The 15,717-nt window shown below is 69.7% G+C and carries 11 protein-coding genes and 1 pseudogene; 2 read left to right on the forward strand and 10 right to left on the reverse strand.

Annotation, left to right across the window (positions count from 1 at the left end):
• Positions 1–629 (reverse strand): annotated as a pseudogene (locus tag ABZ370_RS08785) (NAD-dependent malic enzyme); the annotation flags it as partial.
• Between the two features lie 62 nt (positions 630–691).
• On the reverse strand, positions 692–2,092 hold the full coding sequence (gene aspA, locus ABZ370_RS08790) for an aspartate ammonia-lyase (protein ID WP_358618369.1): 1,401 nt from the start codon (positions 2,090–2,092) through the stop codon (positions 692–694).
• A 254-nt stretch (positions 2,093–2,346) separates the two neighbouring features.
• Here aspA and ABZ370_RS08795 point away from each other — a divergent pair, with 254 nt between their 5' ends.
• Positions 2,347–3,258, forward strand: a complete 912-nt coding sequence (locus ABZ370_RS08795; protein ID WP_358618370.1) for a LysR family transcriptional regulator — start codon at positions 2,347–2,349, stop codon at positions 3,256–3,258.
• Here ABZ370_RS08795 and ABZ370_RS08800 read toward each other — a convergent pair.
• From ABZ370_RS08800 to ABZ370_RS08815, 4 genes are read right to left on the reverse strand one after another with little or no spacing between them, the layout of a single operon-like run.
• Positions 3,226–4,296: a PfkB family carbohydrate kinase gene (locus ABZ370_RS08800; protein WP_358618372.1), complete on the reverse strand. Its 1,071-nt coding sequence runs from the start codon at positions 4,294–4,296 to the stop codon at positions 3,226–3,228. The two genes, ABZ370_RS08795 and ABZ370_RS08800, sit on opposite strands and share 33 nt — an antisense overlap.
• On the reverse strand, positions 4,293–5,786 hold the full coding sequence (locus ABZ370_RS08805) for a cytosine permease (protein ID WP_358618374.1): 1,494 nt from the start codon (positions 5,784–5,786) through the stop codon (positions 4,293–4,295). Before ABZ370_RS08805 ends, ABZ370_RS08800 begins: the two co-directional genes overlap by 4 nt.
• A gap of 33 nt (positions 5,787–5,819) precedes the next feature.
• Positions 5,820–6,827 carry an ADP-ribosylglycohydrolase family protein gene (locus ABZ370_RS08810; RefSeq protein ID WP_358618376.1) on the reverse strand — a complete coding sequence of 336 codons (1,008 nt, stop codon included), beginning with the start codon at positions 6,825–6,827 and terminating at the stop codon, positions 5,820–5,822.
• A gap of 60 nt (positions 6,828–6,887) precedes the next feature.
• Positions 6,888–7,604 carry a GntR family transcriptional regulator gene (locus ABZ370_RS08815; RefSeq protein ID WP_358618378.1) on the reverse strand — a complete coding sequence of 239 codons (717 nt, stop codon included), beginning with the start codon at positions 7,602–7,604 and terminating at the stop codon, positions 6,888–6,890.
• Between the two features lie 399 nt (positions 7,605–8,003).
• On the opposite strand from ABZ370_RS08815, the gene ABZ370_RS08820 reads away from it, so the two are divergent.
• The gene (locus ABZ370_RS08820) at positions 8,004–8,315 is read left to right on the forward strand and encodes a hypothetical protein (protein WP_358618380.1); all 312 of its coding nucleotides are present in this window, start codon (positions 8,004–8,006) and stop codon (positions 8,313–8,315) included.
• A 70-nt stretch (positions 8,316–8,385) separates the two neighbouring features.
• Here ABZ370_RS08820 and ABZ370_RS08825 read toward each other — a convergent pair whose 3' ends face one another.
• From ABZ370_RS08825 to ABZ370_RS08840, 4 genes are all read right to left on the reverse strand, one after another.
• Positions 8,386–8,892, reverse strand: coding sequence for an inclusion body family protein (locus ABZ370_RS08825; protein WP_358618381.1), 507 nt, complete (start codon positions 8,890–8,892; stop codon positions 8,386–8,388).
• 4 nt (positions 8,893–8,896) lie between these two features.
• A complete protein-coding gene (locus ABZ370_RS08830; RefSeq protein ID WP_358618382.1) occupies positions 8,897–10,792 on the reverse strand; it encodes a thiamine pyrophosphate-binding protein in 1,896 nt (631 codons plus the stop codon).
• Complete coding sequence (locus ABZ370_RS08835) at positions 10,789–12,831, reverse strand: FAD-dependent oxidoreductase (RefSeq protein WP_358618384.1); 2,043 nt, start codon at positions 12,829–12,831, stop codon at positions 10,789–10,791. The genes ABZ370_RS08830 and ABZ370_RS08835 overlap by 4 nt, the downstream gene beginning before the upstream one ends.
• Before the next feature lie 199 nt (positions 12,832–13,030).
• Positions 13,031–15,715 carry an endo-beta-N-acetylglucosaminidase gene (locus tag ABZ370_RS08840; protein ID WP_358618386.1) on the reverse strand — a complete coding sequence of 895 codons (2,685 nt, stop codon included), beginning with the start codon at positions 15,713–15,715 and terminating at the stop codon, positions 13,031–13,033.
• Positions 15,716–15,717: the final 2 nt, after the last annotated feature.

Consider the following 15,717-nt stretch of genomic DNA (forward strand, 5'->3'; position numbering starts at 1 on the left):
AGGTTGATGCCCGCGAAGCCGGGGGCGATGGCCTTGACGATCTCCACGATGGCGTCGGAGTCCTGGGTGTCCAGGCAGATCGGCCAGGCGTCGATTCCGGCGAAGCGCTTGAACAGGGCCGCCTTGCCCTCCATGACCGGCAGCGCGGCCATGGGGCCGATGTTGCCCAGACCCAGGACCGCGGAGCCGTCGGTGACGACCGCGACGCTGTTGCGCTTGATCGTCAGCCGCCGGGCGTCCTCGGGATTGTCCGCGATCGCCTGGCACACCCGCGCCACACCCGGGGTGTAGACCATGGAGAGGTCGTCACGGTTGCGGATGGGGTGCTTGGACGACATCTCGATCTTGCCGCCGAGGTGCATCAGGAACGTACGGTCGGAGACCTTGCCGACCAGAATGCCCTCGATGCCGCGCAGCTTCTCGACGATCTCGTCGGCATGCGCGGTCGAGCTCGCCGCGATGGTGACGTCGATACGGAGCTTCTCGTGGCCGGAAGCGGTCACATCGAGGCCGGTGACAGAACCACCGGAGGACTCCACGGCCGTGGTCAGCTGGCTGACCGCCGTACCGCTCGCGGGGACCTCCAGCCGGACCGTCATCGAGTACGAGACGCTGGGCGCCGTTGCCATGCTTGTGTTCCTCTGCTGGTACGTATCGTGTCCACCGGTTCGGGCCCGGTCCGCGACCGGCATCAGGTGGTTGTCCCGGCGATCTCGGCCGGGCGGAGCAGGGCGGCCAGCCGGTCGGCCGGGAGCAGTCCCTTCTCCAGGACGAGTTCGGCGACGCCGCGCCCGGTGGCCAGGGCCTCCTTGGCGATGCTGGTGGCCGCCGTATAACCGATGTGCGGGTTGAGGGCGGTCACCAGGCCGATGGAGTTCTCGACGGTGGCGCGCAGCTCCTCGACGTTGGCGGTGATGCCGGACACGCAACGGTCGGCCAGCACCAGGCAGGCGGCGCGCAGATGGGTGACGCTCTCCGAGAGGGAGTGCAGGATGATCGGCTCGAAGGCGTTCAGCTGGAGCTGACCGGCCTCGGCCGCCATGGTGATGGCCACGTCGTTGCCGATCACCTCGAAGGCCACCTGGTTGACGACCTCAGGGATGACCGGGTTGACCTTGCCGGGCATGATGCTCGAACCGGCCTGCACCGGCGGCAGGTTGATCTCATTGAGCCCGGCGCGCGGACCGGAGGAGAGCAGCCGCAGGTCGTTGCAGCTCTTGGAGAGCTTGACCGCGATGCGCTTGAGCACACCGGACAGATGGACGAACGCCCCACAGTCCTGGGTGGCCTCCACCAGGTTCGCGGCGGTGATCAGCGGCAGCCCGGTGATGTCCTCCAGGTGGCCACGCGCCGCCTCGGCGTAACCCTTGGGGGCGTTGAGGCCGGTGCCGATGGCGGTGGCGCCGAGGTTGATCTCGTGCACCAGGCCGGAGGCCTCCAGCAGCCGACTGCCGTCTTCCTCCAGCATCACGGCGTACGTGGAGAACTCCTGGCCGAGCGTCATCGGCACCGCGTCCTGGAGCTGGGTGCGGCCCATCTTGAGGACGTCGCGGAACTCCTCGGCCTTGGCGGCGAACGCCTCCCGCAACACGGCCATCGCGTCGAGCAGTTCACGGACGGCGATGACCGTGGCGACCTTGAGGGCCGTCGGGTAGACGTCGTTGGTGGACTGGCTGAGGTTGACGTCCTCGTTGGGGTGGAGGACGTCGTACTCGCCCTTTTCGTGGCCGAGGATCTCCAGGGCCCGGTTGGCGATGACCTCGTTGGCGTTCATGTTCGTCGAGGTACCGGCGCCGCCCTGGATCACGTCCACGACGAACTGATCGTGCAGCCGCCCGTCCCGGATCTCCTGGCAGGCGGCGACGATGGCCGCGGCCTTCTCCGGGGCCAGGAGCCCGAGGTCCTCATTGGCGCGGGCCGTGGCTTCCTTGACCGCCGCGAGGGCGTTGATCAGGTGCGGGTACGCGGAGATAGCCGTACCGGTGATGGGGAAGTTCTCCCGGGCACGCAGCGTGTGGATGCCCCAGTACGCGTCGAGGGGCACATCCCGGTCGCCGAGTAGATCGTGCTCGCGGCGATGGTCCGCAGTCATGGACACAGAGGTTTTCCTTCGTGAGGGTCGTGATGCTGGGGCCGTGTGAAACCGGACAGAGGCAGACATGACGCGGCCATGTCAGCGCGTACGGACGACGGGCCGGTGATCGAGGGGCGACGTACCAGGCGAGGGCCGCGGCGGCCCTTCGCTGAGGACACTCTGCGGTGCCGTCGCTGTGAGGTCCATCGGCAATTTCCCCGGTTGCTTATGAAGCTTTGCTTCACAGACACTCTTCTGGTCTACTCCGTGATGTGATCGATCCACGCAGGCTCCGGGTATTGCGGGCGCTGGCCGAACATGGCACTGTCACCGCCGCGGCCCAGGCTCTCTACATGTCCCCGTCGGCGGCTTCGCAGCAGCTCGCCGCCCTTGAGGGGGAGGTCGGACACGTTCTGCTGGAACGGCGCGGGCGCACCGTCCGGCTGACGCCCACCGGCATCGTGCTGGCAGCTCACGCGACGAAGATCGCCTCGCAGCTGGAGCAGGCGGAGGCCGAGATGGCGGCGTGCTCGGAGGGCCTGGCCGGTGAGGTGACCATCGCGGCATTCGCCAGTGCGATCACCGAAGTGGTGGCCCCGGCGGTGGCGGCGCTGCGGGAGGACGCTCCGCAGGTACGCATCCGGGTGAAGGACGCCGAAGGGCATGCGAGCCAGCGGCTCCTCGTCGACGGCGCGGTCGACATCGCCCTGTCGGTGGAGCACCGGGACGTCCCCGGTCAGAGCACCGAGCAGCTGCTGCGCGAGCCGCTGTACGCGGAGCCGTTCGATGTCGTGCTGCCGTCCGGCCATCGGCTGGCCGACGCCCCGGAGGTCGACCTGGCCGACTTGAGCAAGGACCCGTGGGTCACGCCCTGGCCCGGCAACCCCGTGCACGACGTCGTCCTGCGCGCATGCGAGGAGGCTCGTTTCCAGCCCCGGGTGGAGTGTCTCGCCGATGACTCCCGGGCGGTGTGTGCCCTGGTCTCCGCCGGTGCGGGGGTGGCGCTGGTGCCCCGCTCGGCGCTCCACGGCATCGCCTTCGGCGGCGCCGCCACCCGCCCGGTCTGCGGCCACCGTCCCACCCGGCGGGTGTTCACGGCCGTCCGGAGCGGCAGCGAACGCCATCCACTGCTCCGGCTGGTGCTGCGCGAGCTACGGGACCAGGCCGCCGCCCTCCGCTCGTGAGCGCTGATCGGCACGCGCTGTCGGCCGCTCGCGACCCGGCGGGAGAACGGCCGGAGGCAGCCGCGCCACCAGCGGGTCGCCGTCGAGGAAGCCGAGGAGTTCGCCACCGGTGGGCGCGGTGGCGGGGCCGTGCCGGGTGACGGCGAAGGCGGCCGCCGCGTTGGCGCCCCGCGCGGCCTCGACCGGGGTCAGCCCGCTGCCGAGGAGAGCGAGGAAGGCGCCGGTGTGGGCGTCGCCAGCGCCGTTGCTGTCGACGGCGGTTACCCGGCGCCCGGGGAGGTGTACGGGCTCGCCACCGGGCGGTACGAGGCGGCATCCGGCGGCGTCGGCTCGTACGATCACCCCGGTGTCCGGGCCCAGCCGCGCGGCGATCGCGGCCGCGATCGCCGGGGCGTCGTCCAGCCCCGTCAGCAGCCGTCCCTCGCGCTGGTTGCAGGTGATCCAGTCGCTGCGGGCCAGGACGGGGTCCAGTACGTCCGGGGGGATGTCGGCGACCAGTGGCCCCGGGTCGAGGAAGACCCGGACGTCCCGGGGCAGCCGTGCGATGAGGGAGGCCAGGACCGGGCCGTTCACCGGGTAGGCGAGCCCGTACCCGGAAATCTGCACCAGGTCGCCGGGGCGCAGCGCGGCGAGCACCGTGGCCGCGTCGGCCTCGGTGAGCCGGGCCTCCGCGCCGAGGCTGGTGGCGAAGGTGCGCTCGCCGTCGTCGTCGACGAAGGCCACGCAGAATCCGGTGTCCGCCTCCGCCAGTGGCGGCAGCAGCACCTCGATGTCCTCGTGTGCGAGGTCGGTGCGCACCCGGTCCGCGAACGGGCCCGTGCCGTGGGCTCCGGTGTACAGGGCGGGCAGGCCCAGGCGGCGGGCGGCCACCAGGACGTTGAAGCCGCCGCCGGTGGTGAGGGTGGTGTCCGTGGACACGGTGTCGCCACCGCGTTCGGGCACGGACGGCACCCGCATCACCAGGTCGACGATGGCGTTGCCGAGGAGGACGAGCCTGCCCTCCGCCCGGCCGCCGGTGGCGACGTCCGCGCCGCTCATGCGTGCTCCTGTGCGGTCGGCTGTGCGGTCGGCGCGAGCATCGTGTGCTGTGCGGAGGCCTCGCTGCGGACGGTGGCGTCCAGGCGTCGCAGCAGGGCGTAGACGGCGGCGGCCAGGGCCAGGGTCACCACCCAGCCCAGTCCGTTGGTGCCGATCCAGCTGTCCGAGAGGGGTCCGGAGAACCAGATGTCGTGGGCCCCGGTTCCGGCTTCGGTGAAGAGCAGGCCCACCACGATGGCCACGGCCCAGGCGGTCGTCGCGGGCCAGGAGAAGCCGCCCCGGTACCAGTAGCGGCTGGTGCGGCCGGTGTTCATCAGGGCGTCGGTGTCGTAGGACCGCCGGAGGATCAGGTCGACGGCGAAGACCCCCACCCAGGCGGTGATCGGCACGGCGAGGAGGGTGAGGAACGTGATGAACGGACCGTAGAAGTCCTTGGCGATCAGGATGAAGTAGATGCCGCCGACGAAGGTGACGACCACGTCCAGGGCGACGGCCAGGGTGCGCCGGACCCGTATCCCCAGGGTGATCATGGTGAGCCCGGCCGAGTACACGGACAGGTGGTTGGAGAGCAGTAGCCCGCCGAAGGCGGCGATCAGGTACGGGACGGACATCCACACCGGCAGCATCGCGTTGATCGCCGAGACCGGGTCGGACGCGGAGGCGAGATCCGGCTCCCCCGCCGCGAGCAGCGAACCGAGGGAGATGAGGACGACCAGGGGAATGCCCGCGCCGAACGCCGAGGCGGCCACGAGCCTGCCGCCGGAGATCCGGCGGGGCAGGTAACGGGCGTAGTCGGCCCCGGTGTTGGCCCAGCCGATGCCCGTTCCGGCGGCGATCATGCCGGTGCCCACGACCATGGCGCTCACCGGACCGGCCGGGGCCTGGAAGACCTTGTGCCAGTCCACGGTGGCCACGAGGAAGCCGATGACGACCACATTGAGCAGGCCGAAGACGTAGGTGGCCCACTTGTTGATCCACATGATGGTGGCGTGTCCGAGGCCGCTGATCAGCAGGGTGCAGCCGATGAAGACCAGCAGACAGATCACGGTGAGCACGGTGTTCTTCTGTATGCCGAAGGCGACGTTGAGCAGCGCCAGGAGGGCGAAGGCGGCCGTGGTCGTGTTGATCGTCTCCCAGCCGAGCCGGCTCAGCCAGGTGACCAGCGTGGGGCCCGCGTTGCCCCGGGCCCCGAAGACCGCCCGGGAGAGGGTGAGCGCGGGCGCGCCACCGCGTTTACCGGCGATGCTGAGGGCGCCCACCAGGGCGAACGAGCCGAAGGCGCCGAGCACGGCCACAATGGCCGCCTGCCAGATGTTCAGGCCGCGGAAGCTGACCAGCGCCGCGCCGAGCGGCAGCCCCAGAATGCTGATGTTGGCCGCGAACCAGGTCCAGAACATCTGCCCCGGGTGGCCATGGCGTTCGGTGTCGGGCACGGGCTCGATACCGCGTGTCTCCACCGCGCCGACGCGGTCGTTGTCTGATCCGGCCATGGTCGTACCTGTCTTTCTGTTCGGGGAGAGCAGTCACCCGGTCGCGGCGGCCCGCAGCGCGAGGAGGGAGGTGGTCAGCGGCTCCAGGTCGAGGCCGTTGACGGAGCGGAGGGTGGTGAGCGCGTCGGCCGGGAGGCCGGAGGCGCCGCTGAGTGATCCGGCGACGGCCCCGGCGATGGCGCCGATGGTGTCGCAGTCGCCGCCGAGGTTGGCGGCCAGGATGCAGGCACGCCACGGTTCGCCGTCGGCCAGGGCCAGTACGGCGAAGGCCGCGGGGACGGACTCCTGACTGGCGACGCTGGTGCCCACGAGGTCGCTGATGCGGTCCAGGGCCCGCTGCTCGGGCAGCCCGCGGACCAGTTCCACGGCCCATTCGATACGGGCCGCGATGGAGGCCCCGTAGACCCAGTGGCCGCGCTCGGCCCCGGCGGTCGCAGCCGTGATCGCCGCGGCGATGACGTCCTCCGGGCCGCCGCCGTCGATCCCCCGGCTCACCGCCGCGGCCACGGCGGCGGCCGAGGAAATGCCGAGGGTGGTGTCATGGGTGACCTGGCACGCCGCGGCGACCTGGTCGATGAAGGGCTCCAGCGGCTTGCCGGGGAAGGCCACGCCGACCGGGGTGATCCGCATGGCGGCGCCATTGGTGGCACCGGACTTCCCCGCCTCCTCGGGCGGTGTGCCGCGGGACACGGCCTCCAGGGCGGCCTTGGTGGACGGGCCCAGCAGATCGAAGGAGCCCTTGGCCTTCATGGCGCGCTCCCACTCCAGAAGCTCCTGGGCGAGCCGCGTCGGGTCGATACGACCGCTCCCCTCGGCCAGCAGGCGGCCCACGATGACGGCCTGGTCGGTGTCGTCGGTGACCGACCCCGCGGGCATTCCGGCGCTCACCGGATTGTCGGCCGGGCCCGGTTCAAAACCGGTGACGGTGCCGAACCGGGCGACGATCGACCGCCGGGACATGATCTGGGTCGGCATGCCGAGGGCGTCGCCCATCGCCAGGCCGTACATGGCTCCGAGGGCGCGGTCGTGCTGGTCGCTCATCAAGGTTCCTATCGGTGCGGGACTGGTCGGTGCGGGGGCTGGTCGTGCGGGGGCGGCGGCTCATTCGGGCGGCTCGCCGAAGCCGAGGTGGAGTTCGAAGCGGGCGGGGTCCAGCAGGCTCGTCACGTACTCGACGACGCGGCCGTCCGGCCCCCGGCTGATCCGGCGCGTACGGAGGAACATCTCCCCCTCGCCACGGCGCAGCAGGGCCGCCTCGTCCGCGTCCAGCCTGGTGAGGGACGCCCACTCGTCCCCGTACGTGGCGCGGACGCCCACCGCGGCCAGGGTCCTGGTCAGCGAACCGTCCACCAGGCCGCGCAGCGGCACCTCGGCGAGGGCCGGGGTCAGCGGGACCCGGCTGCGCTCCAGCGAGACGGGGGTGTTCCCGGGCAGGACGCGCAGGCGGTCCAGGGCCAGGAATTCGCCACCCGCGATGTCGAGCTCCCCGGCCAGTCCTTCGTCACGCACCGCTTCGAGGCGCAGCACCTCTGTGGTGATCCGGGCGCCCTGATCGGCCAGGGCTCTGGTCCAGCCCAGCCGGTTGTCCAGCAGGGTGCCGTCGAAGGTGACGAACGAGCCGACACCGGCGTGCGTCGAGATCAGCCCCTGCTTGCTGAGCTCGTCCAGCGCCTGGCGGACGGTGGTCCGGCTGACGGCGAAGCGCTGGGTGAGCGCGTGCTCGCCGGGCAGCCTGCTGCCCGGTTCCAGAGCGCCGCTGTGGATCTCACGGGCCAGGACGCGGGCGACGCGCTGGTGCTTCAGGACCTGTTCAGTCATGTCCGGAAGCTAGCCATACATGTCCAGTCCTGTCTAGAGGGCTAGCGGGATGAACTGGATACCCGCTGATCCTCGGGAGACTCCCAGACGGCATGGTCATGGGCGAAGAGCACCCGTCGCGGGTCGAACTGGACGAGGCGATCCAGCCACGCCAGGTACGGCGGCAGCGGCCGGGCCAGCCCGTCGATGGTGTGGCCGCCCCTGCGCGCGGTGGCCAGTTCCGTGCCGCACCAGGTAGCCGAGCACCGGCTCGACCCGTGGGTGCGGGCCGCCCGTCCCCGACCGCGGGCGGGTGTGGAGCGGGGCTCGACCGAGAATCCTGTGCGGGGAGGTATCCAGATAGGTGGTCAGTCGGTCTGGAACTGCCACGCCGACCCCGGACTTCCGAAGGAGTCAGGCATGATGCGCCGCCTCACCACCACGGCAGGGATTCTGGCCGCCGCAGGAGCCCTCGTCCTTGGGATGGCCACTTCGGCCTCCGCTGCTCACGGCGACCTCTTCAACAGCACCTGGCGCTCCGTCAACCCCAGCGGCTGCATTTCCGTACCGCTGGAGGACAACAGGTTCCACGTGTACAACGCCACCAACGAATACGCCCTCGCCTATATGAACAACGACTGCACCGGGCCGGTCATCGATGTGATCCCGCCCGACGGCCAGTCCGAGGGAGGCGAGATCGCCATTCTGGGCCGGGCCGTCTGGATTCGCTGACGGCGGAGTGGACGGCGCGGGTGTGCGCGCCGTCCACGGGGTGTGTGTCAGCCGCCTGCGGCGATGGCCGTCAGGAGCGCTTGTCGATGGTGATGAACGGGTCCCATTGGAAGTACCCCACCGGTTTCAGGTCGCTGTCCAGGACCTGGAAGTAGAAGCGGTACGTGACCCGGCCGATCTTGCGGACGTCCGCCTCCCAGTAGTGGTCCTCGTAGTCCTGCGTCACGAAGTCCGGCCTGCCGTCGGACCCCTCCTTCGGCATCGGATAGGTGCCGTCGCCCACCACGACCCGCGGGGTGCTGATCAGCGGATCGCTGCTCACGTACCGGTAGAGCAAGGCGCTGTACTCGCTGTTGAGGGACAGGGTCGTCTCGCGCCAGCGGATGATGTCCCGGGGGTTGGCCCGGAAGTTCAGCTCGGCTCCCGACGTGCCGACGACGCGGTCGTGGCGGGTCGTCATGTAGATCAACTCGTGGTCGACCTGGGTCGGCGCGTCGGGATTCCTCGACGCACTGGTATAGCGCTGGGCGATCGAGAAGGCGTCGAACGCGATCATCACGTTGATGATTTCGGACATGTTCCTAACCCCTTTTCTCTTGCACCTTGTAGGCCATCGCCCGCGGGTAGTCGTGCCGGTGCAGGCGGACGCGGACCAGCAGCGGTCCGTCGTTGAGCGGATCGGTGGGGTCGGCGAGGCGGGCCAGCAGCTCGTCCAGCTCGGAGGTGTGGGCGATGCTGATCCCGTTCGCCGGGGTCTTCTTGCCGGAGAAGACATCGGCGAGGCGGTCGTAGTGCCACGGGTGGAGGACGTTGTAAAAGTCCGCCTCCTGCGCCTCGTCCCCCTCGCCGGGGTCCCCCTCGCCGGAGTTCCCCTCTCCGGAGTTCCCCTCTCCGGAGTTGCGGTCGGCGTAGTAGGACGGGTGCACGAGCATCTGCTCGATGCCGTAGAAGTGCCCGTTGTCCATGACGAACACCACCGACCGCAGCCCGAGCCGGGTGTGGGTGGAGATCTCCTGGCAGGTCTCCTGGAAGGCGCCGTCGCCGACGAACACCATCGGGCGGGCGTGTTCACGCTCGGGGGCGAGCGCGGCGCCGGTGGCCGCGCCGACGGACCAGCCGATGGACAGCCAGCTGATCTGCGACAGGAACCCGCCCGCGGGCAGGCTCAGGTTCATCGAGCCGATGAGGGAGAACGCGGCGTCGGAGACGACTGTCCAGTCCGTTTGGGTCTCCTGGCCCAGGAAGTGGTTGATCCGGTCGAACACGCCGTCGTAGGTGAGCCGTTCGCCGGACCGGGTGCGCGAGCCGCCGCTGTGGAGGGTGGCGCGGTGGTTCCGGAGGCTGGCGGGGCGGTCGCCGGGCGCACCGTGGTGGGCGTGGGCCTCGGCGTAGTAGTCGGCGGCCAGGCCTCCCGATCCGAAGCGCTTCACCAGTGCGTCCTGGAGTGCGGGCAGCAGCCGCTCCAGCTGGACGTCGGGGAAGTACCGGGTGCCGACGCTGACGCCACCCTGCGCGGCCATCACCCAGTCGGTGCCGACGGACTGGTCCCCGCCGAGGTTCTTCGACGTGGACCAGGCGCCGAGCCCGATGCGGCAGGTGGCCCAGTCCTTGAAGATCCAGTGCACATCCGGATGGCTGGCGGGGCCGTTGTAGACGCCGTGGAACTGCCGCAGTTCCTCGTCGACGACGGCCTTGGCGCCGACGGTGGTGCAGAAGGGCACCCCGGTGGCGTCCGTCAGATCGGTGAGCTGATCGCCGAGGCGGAACCGGTCGATCTCCTCGCCCGCCCACACGATCGGGCGGGGCCTGCCGTCCGGGCCGGGATGGTCGTCGATCAGGGTGAGGATGGCGTCGACCGCGTTGTCCAGCATGGTCTGGTTACGGGTGCTGAACGGCCGCTCGCGGCGGAGGAGGGGCGCTTCGGCGACAGCACAGGGCTCGTCCCACAGGTCCTCCATGACCTCCAGGTAGACCGGCCTGCGCTCGGACAGACAGGCGGTGAGCGCGGCGTCGATCTGGCCGGGGGCGAGGCCCGGGTTGGAGATGACCTGCGCGTCCACGGTGACCTGCCGGTAGACGTCCAGGTTGCTCTCCCGGCGGGGGCTCATATGGGAGGTGAGCAGGCCCAGGGCGCGGTAGTTCTGCCACTGCTCGTAGGGCGGGCAGGCGTTGATGGCGACGAGCGGGATGTGCTCGACGTAGGCGCCGCCGCAGGCGTTGAGCAGGTTGAACGCGCCGACGCTGTAGGTGACGGCGGCCGCGCCGATGCCGTGGACGCGGGCGTAGGCGTCGGCGGCCTGTCCCGCGCCGCCCTCGGTGGGAGTGCCGACCCACTCGACGTCGCCCTCGGCCCGCAGGGTGGTGAGGAACGGGCCCAGATGGTTGCCGGGGACGCCGAACAGGTGGGTGATGCCCAGCTCGGCCAGACGGCCGGCCAGATAGCGGGCGACCGTGCACTCGGGGGACAACGCGGTCACGAGCGGCTCCCCTGCTGCGGACCCGGGGTGGTGACCGGCGGGGCCTGGTGGACGGCAGTGGCGGCGCGGATGGCGCTCTCCAGGGCGCCCTCGATCCAGGCGTGCTTGAGGGAGGTGTGCTCTCCGGCGAAGTGGACGGGCCCTTCGGGGCGGGAGACGTCCAGGTGGAAGCTGGTCATCTGGTGCGCGGTGTAGATGGCGGCCTCGCCGAACGCGTACGGGTCGCGGGCCCAGCTCTTGGTGGCGCCCCGGCCGGTGAAGAACACCTCGACGCGGCGGCCGTGCAGGGCCTGGAGGTTGCGCAGGGCGTAGACGTAGCGCTCGTCGCTGCGCATGGAGTCCCAGCGTGCGGCGTCGTCGGACCAGGAGTACGAGGCGAGCACCACGCCGCCGGTGCTGCCCTCGACCCGGTGCGAGGGGTAGTACATGAACCGGTTGGGGTTGTCGGTGGCGGAGCCCCCGCCGAAGCAGTGGGAGGCGGGGCGGACGGCGGGGCCGCGCAGCGGCATGGTGCTGTTGAGCTTCCGCATGTCCTCGGTGACGCTGCTGTCCTTGACCGCGGCGCCGAGCAGGCCGGCGCCCGCCTCGGCGAGCACGGGGGCGGGGGCGGCACCGGCGGCGTGCTCGCCGCTCAGCTGGTAGTACTCGTACAGCCCCGGTGCGATGCTCTCCAGTTCGTTGCGCCAGTCGTCCTCGGTGAACTCCCACCACCGGTGGCTGAACTCCAGCAGCACCTTGGTGGCCTGGTCGTAGTGGGTCTCGATGATGGCGCGGCGCTTCTTGTACGACATCGAGGGGACGATCTCCACGAAGCGCAGCGCGGAGAACGGGATGGTGACGATCGCCAGGTCCGCGGTCCACTGGCGCGGCGGGGCCTGCGGATCGTTCTCGGCGACGGTCGTCACGGCCACGCCCCATCCGTCGGGTCCGACGGCGTCGGTGCCCTCGGGGGCGGCGTCGCGGCTGGGGTCGTGGTATTCGAGGCGGATCATGCGGTGGCCGGTCTTCACCTCGTCGCGCAGCCCCTGGTGGAGGGCGTGCGGCAGCCGCCAACTGCCGCCGGGAATCTCCCAGTAGCGCACGCCGGGGTTGATGTCGCTGCGGCTGAGGAAGCTGTGGAAGAAGGAGAGGTGCAGCCGTGAGGACATGTTTTCCAGGGTGCCGACGGCCTCGATCGCCTCGTCGCTCAGCCCGCCCTGGTCGCGCAGGAAACCGCCCATGGAGTAGCCGTCGAAGTCGCGGATGACCCGGGCCCAGCCCTCGACCCACTCGTCGAACGGCTTGTTGACGCGCCGCCCGTCGACGATGTCGGAGTAGTAGTCGCGTACGGTCTCCAGCGCGTCGTCGACCATCTTCACGACCGGGGCGCGGACCTCGTCGTCGGTGAGGTGGAAGCCCTCGTTGACGCGTTCCGGGGCGGCGCTGTAGTCGGCGCGCCGCACCTGGACGCGGTTGGCGCGTATCCAGGAGTTGCCGCGCTTGTCGGGCTCCCGGAAGCCGGGGCTGTCCTCGCCGTAAGTCCAGGTGCGTCCGGTGAAGGAGGTGTACGTCACCGGGGGGAGCGCGGCGTCGGGGCCGCTGCCGGTGGCGGGGTCGATGTCCACGTTGTAGAACTGCCGACGGCCGAGCCCGAGTTTGTCGACGAGAGCGAGCACGAGCGGGTGGAAGTCGGGCAACCGCATGGCCCCGGCCTCGGCGTACTGCGCGGAGTCGTCGAAGGGCTGATGGTGCTTGGTGGCGCGGAAGGTCTTGATGCGTCCGCCGACACGGCTGGCGTTGGCCTCCAGGATGGTGACGTCGTGACCCGCGTCCTTGAGCAGGCGCCCGGTGACGAGGCCGGTGATACCGGCGCCGATGATGAGGATCTTCTTCCGGGGGTGGGGCGTGGCGCCGAGGCCACCCGTGTCGATCAGCGTCCGGAGATAGCCGAGCTTGAGATCGTCGTTGTCCGGCCCGACGAGGAGGAGCTCGCGGGCGAGCCTGAGACACGTTTGCCAGCGCGCACGGGTGGCGGAGTTGTCGCGTGGAGTGTCGGTCATAGCCTGGGATCGTAGATACGAAGAAACGATTTTCCGATTAACCAGAAAGGTAATGCATTGGCAAAGTCCTAAAAATATCGAACACGCGACGAAACACATGCATAATGAATGGGAACAAGAATTCGTATACGTCGCGTTCGGTGCGCTCCGTGAGCCGGGGCGGCCGCCGGTTCGCAGACGGCCGCCCCGCCGGGCGGATCTAGTCGCGCAGTACCGTTGTGGCCTTGTTCCCGGCGTAATCCTCCAGCACGGCGACGACCTCGCTGGTCGAGCTGGTCATGGTCACCGTCATCGCCGGGCGGGTGGTGCGGCCGCGGACGATATACGGCTTGGTGCCCGAGCCGTACGTCGTGGCGAACGATTTCGGCTTTCCGTCCTCAAGGATGGAAAGCGTGTGCCAGTCGGGAAGGGTGGGGCGGGAGAAAGAGAAAGTGTTTCCCGTAATCTTCACGGCGGATTGGGGATAGGGGCTGATATCGGTGTCGGCGAATCTGCCGCGCACTCCTGTGGCCGTGCCCCCGCCGGTCTGCGCGGTGAGGAGGAAGTCGTCTCCGTTGACGGGGACACCTGTCAGGGTCGCGCCCGGCTGGTCGCCCGGCACCGTGACCTTCTTGGTGAACGGCTTGGAGGTGTCGAGGCCGCGGACCGTCACGGTGACGGGCTCACCGCTCTGCCGCGGGGACCAAGCGGCCTTCAGGGTGCCGTCGGGGGCCGCCTTGGCGGTCACGCCGGCCGGAGCGGTGGACAGGTCGAACGACACGGTCGCGGGCTTGCTCCGGGTGCCGTCGGGGCCGACCGCGACAAGCTTGATCTTCCCTGATGTGGCGGTGAATCGCTTGACGTAGTAGACATCGTCGTAGATGCCGCCGAGGTAGGTGTCGTCGAGGTAGACGTCGTAGCGGCGCACCGTGTCGTAGTCGCTGCGCCGCCAGGACAGGAACAGTTCGTCGCTTCCGGGCAGCAACTGGTCGATGCGCAGCTTCTCCGGCGTCGCCGGGGTGCGGTCCACGCCGTCGTGCAGCGCCAGGGCACCCACGTTGACCTGATAGTTCTTGATCGGCTGCGCTCCTGCGGCGACGACGAGGCCGAGGGAGGCGATGCGTTCTCCGGCGTACTTCGACAGGTCGGCGGACGCGGTGGTCCAGCCGCTGGTGTGCTTGCCGGAGCCGGACAGCGGCACCTGGGCCACCTTGCCCGGGTCGGAGGCGAGCACCAGCGCGAGGCGCAGCTGCGAGTCGTCGTCGGCCGAGGGCTTGTTGTAGGTGAGGTCGAGCGTGGACGCCGAGGTGACGCTCAGGTCGGTCTTGTAGAGGCGCACGGTGTTGTCGCTTTCGAGCGTGCCGCCGAGGGCCAGGGAGCTGCCCCCGTTGTAGGCGCCGATGGGCCGGTAGGAGAAGCGGCTCGCGGGCGTGTACTCGGGGCCGTAGTCGAAGTCGGCCTTGAGGGGCGACTTCGCGGCGTCGATCCACCACTGCCAGGTCACCGGGGTGTCCTGGAGGTTGATGTTGCCCCATTCGGCGTCGCCTGCGAGCTTGCCACCGCTCCAGGAGGACAGGCCGTGTCCGGTGTTGAAGGACGTGGCGAAGGTGCTGCCCTTGATGACGGAGCGCTCGGCGATGTACTTCGACATGCCCTTCCAGTTGCCCTCCGGTGTGGTGGCGCCCTGGGACGAGCCCGTCCACCAGCGGCGTTCCCGGTCGAAGACGGCCGACTGGGCCTTGTCGTCGGTCTTGTTCGCGTAGTCGGAGGAGACGAAGTCGGCGCCGAGCGTGGCGATGCCGTTCATGGGGGCGCCGTCGGCGTCGAGGTTGTTGTCGAGGTCGTAGGGCTGGTCGAACTGGTACATGCCTGCCTCGACACCGGCGAAGACGCTTCTGCGCGGGTCGAGACCGAGGCCCTTCGCGTAGGTCTTCGACTTGGTGAGCTTGGTCTTGTTCCACCAGTAGTTGAGGAAGATGGAGTCGGACACGTCGCCCGTGGCCGCGTCCCGGACGAACGGGCCGTTCACCGCGTTGAACTCGTTCTGGTACGAGATCCTGCCGCTGGAGTTGTCGATGGAGTCGTACCACTGCACATACAGGCCGCCGTCGCGCAGCTGCTGGAGGAACTTCTTGTAGGCGGGGATGTCGGCCGGGGCGACCGCGTCCTCCTGGTTGATGAAGTAACCGTCGAAGCCGTAGTAGCCGGCGACCTCGATGAGCTTCGCGGCGGCGGGGAACCGGCCGTCGGCGTCCCGCTGGAGCAGCTCGGAGTAGGCCTGGTCACCCCGGTCGTTCGGGGAGAAGAAGACGCAGCCCAGGGACCGTACTCCGTTGGCGTGCGCGGCGTTGGTGTAGCCGGGGTTGGGGAGGTTGACCGCCCCGAACTCGAACCACTTCTCCTTCCAGTCGAGGTCGGGGTCGTAGTAGTCCGTGGGTACGCCCTCGGTGGGCATGCCGTGCCAGGACGCGTACACATCCGAGTACTGCCAGTAGTTGAAGAGGTACTGGCTGAACTCGTTGGTGTAGGGGTGGCTTTCGAAGAAGGCGTTGCCGTAGTCGCCCGCGAGGGTCAGCGACTGGGTGTCGGCGGGGAGGGACGGTGTGCGCTGGGTGGCGGCGTTGGGAGCGATGCGGGTCTGCAGGGGCACCTTGGCGCGCAGCAGCTCGGCGTCGGTGTCGTCCGCGGGGTTCCAGCGCAGCAGGTCGGTGGAGGAGTAGCCGTGCTGGTAGGGCTGGTTGGCCCCGACGGCGCTCTCCCCCGGCCACGGGAGGGTGTCGCTCGCCAGGGCGCTGCCGGCGCCCAGGATCAGGGCCAGTGCCGCTGCCAGGGCACCGGTGCGGATACGGGCCGGGGCCCGTCTTCCGGTGCCGTGGTGTCGCCGTTGTCGCTGTCGTCGTGCCATGC

Origin of the sequence: Streptomyces sp. NPDC005962, from assembly GCF_040629205.1 — a bacterium.
Classification (GTDB): Bacteria; Actinomycetota; Actinomycetes; order Streptomycetales; family Streptomycetaceae; genus Streptomyces.